This window comes from Rhodococcus sp. KRD162 (assembly GCF_017168335.1).
GTDB lineage: Bacteria > Actinomycetota > Actinomycetes > Mycobacteriales > Mycobacteriaceae > Rhodococcoides.
In genome coordinates this window covers 113,280-121,330 of the sequence record NZ_JABFAU010000009.1, presented here as the reverse complement: position 1 = coordinate 121,330, position 8,051 = coordinate 113,280, and the positions used below count along the sequence as shown (strand labels likewise).

Sequence of the window (8,051 nt, the reverse complement as noted above, 5' to 3'; positions counted from 1 at the left end):
GATGGAGCGGGGTTGTCCGCGACGATGCATACGCGGCGTCAGCCGAGAAGTCCGTTTTCGCGCCGGGGTCATAGTCACCGACGTTATGTGTGCGGTGACCGACGAGAATTTTCCTTCCCGCACCGTCCTTGAGGAAACGCCAGGTGAGCGTAGTTTCTGTTCGATAAATGTGTAGGAGGTGCCCGCTACAGTCCTGCCCATGACCGAACGCCAGCTCGCAGACGACTCGAACATTGTTCCGGCTGTCTTGCCGGGCGGTACCGCAGCGGTGTTTCCGGATCTCCCACCCGACGTCGCCGCTCGGATCGAGCAGTCGATGGCGTCATCGCGCTCGACCGGCACCCGCCGCGCCTACGCCTCGGCGTGGAGACGCTTCGAAACCTGGTGCGCCGCCACCGGGTATATCTCGTTACCGGCGCATCCCGCGACGGTGGCCGCCTATCTCGTGGCCGCGGCGGACACACTCACCGTCGACGGGACTCGGGCGTACGCGGCCGCGACGTTCGGCAAATGGGTCGCAGCGATCGCCGACCGCCACCGCGCTACCAGACACGACAACCCGGGCGGGCACGAGATGGTCCGCGCCACCCTCGCCAGTATTCGGCGGGATTACGCGTCGGCGGGCGAGCGGCCACGCAATCCACGCGCACCGCTGCTGACCTCCGACATCACCACCATCGTCGATCATGCACGTCTCAGTGTGACCGGGTGGGCGTCGGAGGTCCTCAAACGGCGCGACACCGCGCTGCTTCTGATGGGCTATACCGGCGCATTTCGTCGTAGCGAACTCGTGGCGCTCGAATGCGGCGGTGTCCGCCGCGACCGCCTCGACGGTGCGCACGTACGGATTCGGGCGTCGAAGACCGATCAGGACGGCGTCGGGGCCTTCAAAGCCCTACCGTTCACCGGCCGTCACGAATCCTGCCCGGTCTGCGCGTGGGTACGTTGGCTGCAGGTCGTCGCGGCGTCCTCCACGTGCACCTCGCTACGTCGACGACCCAACGCCGCCGGATCGCGGTGATCGACGGCACCCATTCCCGGCAGCTGTTACCCCCTCCGGGGCGCGCGGAGATCGTTCGGGCTGCGCTGGACGTGGCGCGTACGGCGCGCCTGCACGAGCTGGCAGCCGTGATCGGCGGCATCATCGCCCGCCTCCCCGAATCCGGTTGGCCGTCAGAACTGTTCGCGCGGCGAGACGCCCGCGTCCTGATCTTCGCCTCGACCGGTCTGCCGTACACCCAGATCGCGGCCCTGCGGCACTGCAATGTCACCGCCGATCCAAGGATCGACGCCCTTCGTATCGACACAGGCCGCGGCGTCCACACTGTCACTTCCCCCGGCACTGACGGGGGCGGGGTATCTCGCCGCGGATGGTGTATCAGCGCTTGTTGGAGGTGCTGGGCCATCGCACGCGGTATCCGAGTACCCGAATGCTCTCGATGCCGTGGGCGGTACCGGACTCGGCGGATTCGACCGGTACGTCGATCCGGCCGATCGGCAGCCGCTGTCGACTGCGATCGACCGGTTGGGCCACACCCCGTTGATTGCGACCCCACTCACGTCCCGTGCGGTCGCCGACATCGTTCGAGCCCACCTGGACGGGCGAGTACCTGTGCACCGACTCCACTCGGTGCAGGCACGGCAACCGAGCGCACAGCTCGTCCCGTAGCCCGCCTCGGCTTCGGTACTCGACCCCGGATACTACGAATACGGGACCCAGGCACGCCGGGACGCGCACGAGCTACTCGGTGGCGTCGATTCAACGCTCGACGACCGTGCGGATGCACTGCTGAAGCGGCTTCTCGCGTTCGTCGAGGCAGAAGTACCGGAATATGGTCGGCCGCGCGTGCCGCGCCCATCGTACCTGCCCGTTCAGGACACCTTTCGGGCGTGAAGACGCTCGACGAGACCGAGAGTGAACCGGTCGATGTCCTCGATGGAGAAGCTCTCGTCACCGGTGATCGCGAGCGAGGACCGTCGCAGAAAGTGCACGCCACCGATCGGGATGCTCACCAGTTTCAGGGCGCGTTGGATCCATCGAACCGGCCGGATCGACGAGGCGACGTGATCGGCGGGGAGCATTGTTCCACCTGGACGCAGCACTCGCGACATTTCCGAGAGCGCGATGTCCGGGGCTGGGATGGCGCAGAGCGAGAACGTGCACACCATGGTGTCGAAGGATGTATCGGGGAAGTCCAGAGCGTGAGCGTCCCCGAGCGGCGGGTGCGCATCCGGTCTGACGTCGGTGTGGGCGCGAGCCGTGTGGTCACGACATTGGTGGTCATTGAGGCCAGGTGCACTGCATCGACAGCAGTCGTGTTGGAAGGTCATTCCGGCGTTCGAGCAGGTGGTGCAAGGACACGTGCCGAGGTATACGCCACCCTCTCCTTGATTGATCGTACGGATGTACGTACATTATGGATGAGGCTAGTCGCCAATTCTGACAAACGTCACACTCGGGAGGAATGAAATTCCCTCGTCCGCCCCGAGTCGGCGAGTGCCGGACGGCTGAGGAGGACGTGATGGTCGGCAACCGCTGCGGTGGCGCTGTGAGTCGTTGCGCCTCGCTGGATCAGTCGGTTGCGATGCCCCTGGTCGCCCAGTGGAATGCCGCCCACTTCACCTCCACCCCGCAGGAATCGGAACCGTGCGCCTCGACGCACAGAACCTGCAAAAATACCCCACGGGGTACCGTGGATTCTTGACACCCATACGAACGCCGCCACGATCGACAAGGAGATTTCGATGCTTCTCGAACGCATCTACGACGAAGACCTCGCCCAAGCCGGATACTTCATCGGCTGCCAGGCCAAAGGAGAGGCAGTGGTGGTCGACGCCCGCCGCGACATCGGTGTGTATCTGGATCTGGCCGATCGGCATGGCATGACCATCACCGCCGTGACCGAGACCCATATCCATGCCGACTACCTGTCCGGCACTCGCGAGCTGGCCAAGGCCACCGGGGCGGTCACCTACGTCTCAGGAGAGGGCGGCGACGATTGGCAGTACGGCTTCGAGGCCGAACGCCTCCACGATGGCGACACGCTGGCTCTGGGCAACATCACCGTGCAAGCCGTTCACACGCCCGGTCATACCCCGGAGCACCTCTCGTTCCTGGTGACCGACGGTGCCTTCGCCGATGCTCCGGGATACATGTTGACGGGCGACTTCGTCTTTGCCGGTGATCTCGGCCGCCCGGACCTACTCGACGAAGCTGCCGACGGTGTCGACACCCGTTTCGAGGGTGCCAAACAGATCTTCCGCAGTCTGAAGCGGTCGTTCGTCACGCAGCCAGATCATATCCAGGTCTTTCCGGGTCACGGTTCGGGCAGTGCCTGCGGAAAAGCTCTCGGCGCGTTGCCGTCGACCAGCGTCGGCTACGAACGTCGTTTCGCTTGGTGGGCCGGGTATGTCGAGCGCGACGACGAGCAGGGCTTCGTCGATGAGATGCTCGACGGCCAACCGGATGCACACGCCTACTTCGGCCGGATGAAGCGTCAGAACAAGCAGGGCCCGGTCGTTCTCGGGCCACTCTCTCCACTGCACGAGTACGACTCCACCGAATTGGCACGCGCCCTCGACTCCGACGAGGTCGTCCTCCTCGACACCCGCGGCCAATATGAGGTGCACGCCGGCGCTGTCCCCGGAGCGCTCAACATCCCCGGTATCGGCAAGGCAGCCTCGTTCGGTGCCTGGGTCTACGACCCCGAACGAGAGGACACTCCACTGGTGGTGCTTGCCGAGGACCGCGCCGTCGCCGACGAGCTACGTGATCACCTGCTGCGGGTCGGCATCGATACGGTGACCGGGTACGTCACAAGTCTACGAGGATTTCCCATGACGACACCCGAGACGATCGGTGCGGACGAGCTGGATTCGTTCGACTCGGCAATGGTGCTGGACGTGCGCAACAAAACCGAACACGCCGACGGCCACATACCTGGCTCCGAACAGCTCAGCGGTGGGCGATTGCTGTGGAACCTCGACGGACTGCCCACGGGCGGTCCGATCGTGACCTACTGCCAGAGCGGCGTCCGTAACGCGGTCGCAGCCAGCGCCCTGCGTCGCGCCGGCTACCGAGTTGTCGAACTCGAGGGCAGCTACGCCGCCTGGTCCGCACGCAACCTCGAAACAGTCTGATCGAACACGCCCGAATCGGAGGCGGTCGTGCAGTCCGCCCCCGGTTTGGTCCTGTGCTCGCCCTGTCGGCTCGCTGCGCCACCGACGGTGAGCAGACCCCAGACCGAGCAGGACCCCGGGCGACACTCCTGATCCGCCGCCGTATACGGGCAGCAGCCCGCCGAAGGCGGTTCGGGGCTGAGCGACGAGCAACTGACCGATATCGCTGTCGCAGCGGGAGTTCCCGACACCGCCGGCGACTGCATCACCGGCGGCCACTACACCGACTGGGTGGCCGACTCCACCCAGTCGGTGCTCAAGACCATCAACGCCACTCCCACAGTCCTGCTCAACGGCGAACCGATCGCCCTGAGCACACCCGGTGCTCTCGACGCCGCGGTACGTGCCATCCCGTGAACGGCATGACCGACATCTCCTACACAACGGTATAGACCAGCATCTTTCGGGGCGGAATGGGGGAATGCGCATTGCAGGAAGCATAGGGCTGCGCGCATCACTGATCCTGGTGATCGAACGTTACGAGTTGCTCGTGGATCCCAGCTGCGTTCCTTCGTGCGGCCTGAACCCGGTGCAGTCCGGGGTCGATGCCGATGATGACCCAGTAGTAGAGGTACCCGGTGACGATGAAGTGGATATTCATCACCTCGTGTCCCCAGTGGTAGCGGACCAGCTCGTCGAACAGCGGGCTGAAATACACTGCATAGATGGAGAGGACGAACAACCCGACCGCGACGGCGGGGTTCGACAGCACTCGCATCAGTGGTGAATGGACCACCCACACGATCCATTCCCGCGGTCCCGGCATCCTGTCCTCCCGAGCTGGGGGCAGCGCCCGCAACGCGAGCGTGACCGGCCCGCCGAGCACGAGCAGGACCGGAACGAACATGTTGAGCGTCATGTGCGCACCCATATTGACGCTGAACATCGCCGAACCGTATGCAGCGAGACCTGAACTCGTCGCCACCAGCAACGCCAGGCACCCGGTCATCCAGGCGATGGTACGCCCGAGGGGCCACTGATCTCCGCGCCGTCGCAACCGCAGAACTGCCCACCCGTACAGCGCGATCAGGACGACTGCCGCGCCGCCGGTGACGAAGTCAAACCGCCAGAAGGTCGCGAACTGCTCGAGCGAGGGAGCGTCAGACGGTTCTCAGGCTCGATCGGCCAGCAGTGAGCAGGGTCGCGTATCCGTCGGGACCGACCCGGCCCACACGGCAGAAACGGGTACAGACTATCCCGTATACCAATGAGCCCATCGTGATCGCGGCGGCGAGTGAGACGGTGAAACGGAGCAGGACGTACAGAAGCGATGTGAAGGTGCCAGGGAACGAGTCACCGCTGGCTGCGTGTCGGGTGTCCCCCGAGCGGACGGTGACGACAACGACCAACGCGGCCGCGCATACGAGCGCGATCGCAAGGACGTAACGCACACACAGCGACTGGCGTGTGCGCGAAATATGGTGCGGTGAATCGGTTGTCACATAGCCTCGTTCGATGTCGCTGTACTGCAGTGGCGTCGGTCGATCATCGGTGTTACACGACGCCCATCATGATCGCCATTCCGGCTGCCATCGCCACCTCGCACGCCGCAGCGACACTCTGCGGCCGCGACGCCGGTAGCGCATCGACGGCGATATTACCTGCCTGCGATCCAGGCGAAGGATGTACAGGTGCGAGAGCAGTGCTCTGTTCGGCGACGAACAGACGGTAGAGCCACACGATCGCTGCGACAGCGAAGACGACTGTGAGCGTGAGTGATACCGCGGAGATCCATCCCGGTCCGCTCATCGCGGCCGTATGGTCAGGACTGCTCATGTCCATGTCGGGGGTGTGTGCGTGCGCGCCCATTCCGGACATGTCACCGTCGGCGGCGTCGGCGGTGTGATCGTGCGCGGCGGTGCCGGGAAGCCACCCGGCCATCACCGCGACCATCCACACCATCGCAGCCATCATGAACACGTGATAGCTGCCCATCGCAGGTCCGTGGGGGTGCTCGTCGACACCGGTCGTGCCCGGTGCCGTGCGTGCTGCGGAGATCGCGAACCACACCGTCGCCGCGGCAAAGAACACTCCCTGCGGTAACAGCGGGACGCCGAGCCCCCACGGCCACGCCATCGCAATCATGGCCGCGCACATCACGAGGTGGAACCCGTGGTCGATCCGTACGTTCCACTGCGCGGCGCGGATGATGCGGTACACGCAGTATCCGGCCGCGAACACGAACAGTGCTGTGGTGATCCACCGCAGCGAACTATCAGCGATCACGACGCGTCCTGCCGATTGTGTGCATCGATACCCGGTGCTCGATCCGCGTCGGCTCGTTCTTCCCGCGACGGCAGCGACGCGGATTCGAGTGTGGTTCCGCGCGATCGACGGTGGTGACGTAGTCCCAGAGCGACGTCGACGGCGACGAACACTGCCAGTGTTATTCCGAACAACGGCATGTACCAGCCCAGGATCACTGCGATCACTACCGCGGTTACCGCGGCCCACGGCGGCATCCGGCGCAGCGCCCCGCGTTTGGCAGGTGGTCCGAACCTGATTCCTCGTGCCCGGGTCGGGCACCGCAGCCACCACATCCGGTAGCCGCGAAGGATGACGGCGATCAGACCGATAGCGGTGAGCGCCAACAGGATCTGGTTGACGAGTCCGAACAGGATGCCCATGTGGGCGTCGATGGTCCAGTTGGTCATCTTGGCCATGAGCGGCCAGTTCGCGAACTCGACCTTGTCGATCACCTGGCCCGACGCGGCATCGACGGCTACCGAATCGTAGCGTGTGGGCCAATCACGTTTGGCCTCTTGCACTTTCCATGCCTGTCCCTCTTCGGCGGGAGGAACGAGCTTCATCGGTGCCTGCAGGCCCGCGCCCTGGGCGGCGGCCTCGACACCGTCGATTCCGCGCCTTCACCGATCACGGTGTCGGTGACCGGCGCACCGTCTCCCCCGTGGTGATCACCGCCTGCATTCTCGCCCGTTCCGGCAGGATGAGTCTCGACCGACGGTGTCGTTCACGACAGCGCCGTACGTACGTCCCCGATGGTCTCTCCGGCATACCGTGACCACGTCAAACCGGTGACCGAGAGAAGCAGGAGAGCGGCGATGATCCACACCCCGACCGTGCCGTGCCACGACAACGCGCGGGCGCGGCCCCTCTTCCTCGGCTCCGGCACCAGAGCAGCTCTGGCGGCTTCGGAGGCACTGGACGAGCGTTGGCGGACCCGGGCGTCCACAACACGAGCCCGCCGAGTGCGACCACCCACAGCCAACTGGCGGCCAACTCACTGTAGTTACGGCCCAGATCGCCGAGGTGGAGGTTGCGGTGCAGTTCGTCGATCCACGCGCGCACCGGGAGCCACTCACCGAACGTGGTCAGTTCTCCGCGGACCTGCGCGGTGTAAGGGTCGACGAACACGGTCCGCCCGTACCCCTCGGGAACGTCGTCGACCGCCAGCACGACACGGGTGGGTGCTCTCGGCGTCGATGGGGGGCCGGACCTCGGTGATCGAGCCTTCTGGGTGGGCGGCCCGGGCCGCGGCGACCTGCTCACTGAGCGGCAGCTGCTGATCGCCGACCTGATCGACTGTCAGTTCGTGGCGATGAACGTAGTCCGACAACTGCGGGCTGATGGTGTACAGCAGGCCGGTCACGGCCGCGATCAGCAGAAACGGTCCGACCAGGATGCCGGCATAAAAGTGCAACCGCAGCACGAACGGCCTGATCTGTGGCCACAACGGGATCTTCGTCACCGAAGGCGGGGTGTCACCGGGCGCAGGCGGTCGATCGATTTCACTGGTGGACATCTGCGTGTTTCGGTTCCTTCTCCTCGGGCTGCACTGGGCGCTCAGCCGGTCCTACTCGTGCAGTAGTCGGGCCAGCGGTCCCGGAAGTTCCCGATAATTCCGAGCCGCG

General features: G+C 65.0%; 7 protein-coding genes and 2 pseudogenes. 4 read left to right on the top strand and 5 right to left on the bottom strand.

What is annotated here, in order from left to right; translation table 11 throughout:
- Nucleotides 1-199 precede the first annotated feature (199 nt).
- Complete coding sequence (locus tag J1M87_RS14070) at nucleotides 200-1,021, top strand: hypothetical protein (protein WP_307786631.1); 822 nt, start codon at nucleotides 200-202, stop codon at nucleotides 1,019-1,021.
- A 243-nt stretch (nucleotides 1,022-1,264) separates the two neighbouring features.
- Nucleotides 1,265-1,669, top strand: a complete 405-nt coding sequence (locus J1M87_RS14065) for a hypothetical protein (protein WP_206490018.1) — start codon at nucleotides 1,265-1,267, stop codon at nucleotides 1,667-1,669.
- Between the two features lie 203 nt (nucleotides 1,670-1,872).
- On the opposite strand, the gene J1M87_RS14060 is transcribed toward J1M87_RS14065, so the two are convergent.
- Complete coding sequence (locus J1M87_RS14060; RefSeq protein WP_080733148.1) at nucleotides 1,873-2,331, bottom strand: class I SAM-dependent methyltransferase; 459 nt, start codon at nucleotides 2,329-2,331, stop codon at nucleotides 1,873-1,875.
- A gap of 414 nt (nucleotides 2,332-2,745) precedes the next feature.
- On the opposite strand from J1M87_RS14060, the gene J1M87_RS14055 reads away from it, so the two are divergent.
- Both J1M87_RS14055 and J1M87_RS29040 read left to right on the top strand, forming a co-directional pair.
- On the top strand, nucleotides 2,746-4,140 hold the full coding sequence (locus J1M87_RS14055) for a rhodanese-like domain-containing protein (RefSeq protein WP_045841737.1): 1,395 nt from the start codon (nucleotides 2,746-2,748) through the stop codon (nucleotides 4,138-4,140).
- A 270-nt stretch (nucleotides 4,141-4,410) separates the two neighbouring features.
- The gene (locus J1M87_RS29040; RefSeq protein ID WP_268987753.1) at nucleotides 4,411-4,536 is read left to right on the top strand and encodes a hypothetical protein; all 126 of its coding nucleotides are present in this window, start codon (nucleotides 4,411-4,413) and stop codon (nucleotides 4,534-4,536) included.
- 166 nt (nucleotides 4,537-4,702) lie between these two features.
- Here the strand turns inward: J1M87_RS29040 and J1M87_RS14050 are convergent.
- From J1M87_RS14050 to J1M87_RS29445, 4 genes and pseudogenes are all read right to left on the bottom strand, one after another.
- Nucleotides 4,703-5,260 (bottom strand): annotated as a pseudogene (locus tag J1M87_RS14050) (cytochrome c oxidase assembly protein); the annotation flags it as partial.
- A gap of 19 nt (nucleotides 5,261-5,279) precedes the next feature.
- Entirely contained in the window at nucleotides 5,280-5,621 is a 342-nt protein-coding gene (locus J1M87_RS14045) for a hypothetical protein (RefSeq protein WP_008720440.1), read from the bottom strand.
- Between the two features lie 52 nt (nucleotides 5,622-5,673).
- Nucleotides 5,674-6,405 (bottom strand): DUF5134 domain-containing protein, encoded by a 732-nt coding sequence (locus J1M87_RS14040; RefSeq protein WP_008720441.1) that lies wholly within the window; start codon nucleotides 6,403-6,405, stop codon nucleotides 5,674-5,676.
- Between the two features lie 104 nt (nucleotides 6,406-6,509).
- A pseudogene (locus tag J1M87_RS29445) lies at nucleotides 6,510-7,942 on the bottom strand (PepSY-associated TM helix domain-containing protein); the annotation flags it as partial.
- Nucleotides 7,943-8,051 lie beyond the last annotated feature (109 nt).